Annotated in this window: 1 pseudogene; it reads right to left on the bottom strand. The window is 81.1% G+C overall.

Annotated elements, in window-relative coordinates:
- Positions 1–475 (bottom strand): annotated as a pseudogene (locus tag LPA54_RS37575) (protein phosphatase); the annotation flags it as partial.

Raw genomic sequence — 475 nt, forward strand, 5'->3', positions numbered from 1 at the left:
CCGGGTGAGTCCGGCGTGTGCGGGTCCGCGCCCCCCGCGGCAGTGGCCCGGGGCCACGGATACGGCACGGGTCCGGTGCCGAGCGGGTCGTCGGACTGCGGCGGCGGGCAGGCCTCCAGCGCCCGGCTCAGCTCCTCGACGAGGTGCTCGCCGGCGTGCCAGACGCGGGCGAGGCGGCCGCCCGCGCCGGGCCGGCCGCCGGGCGCGGTGGCCTCGTCCTCCAGCCAGACCGCGCACCAGTCGGCGAGCCGCGGCACGATCAGCTGGCCGGTGAGCGAGGCGACCAGGTCCTCGTCCAGCTGCCCGGCGAGCAGGTCGGACGCCTCGGCGAGGAAGGACAGCGCGCCCCGGCCCAGCCAGGCGCCGTCGCGTCCGGGGCGGCGGGCCAGCCAGTCGTCGCCGTAGGAGGCGGCACGCCAGGCGTCCCGGGGGCCCTCACGCGGGCCGTCGCGGGGGCCGGTGCGCCCGTGCGGGG

This window comes from Streptomyces sp. DH12 (assembly GCF_020873895.1).
Taxonomy (GTDB): Bacteria; Actinomycetota; Actinomycetes; order Streptomycetales; family Streptomycetaceae; genus Streptomyces.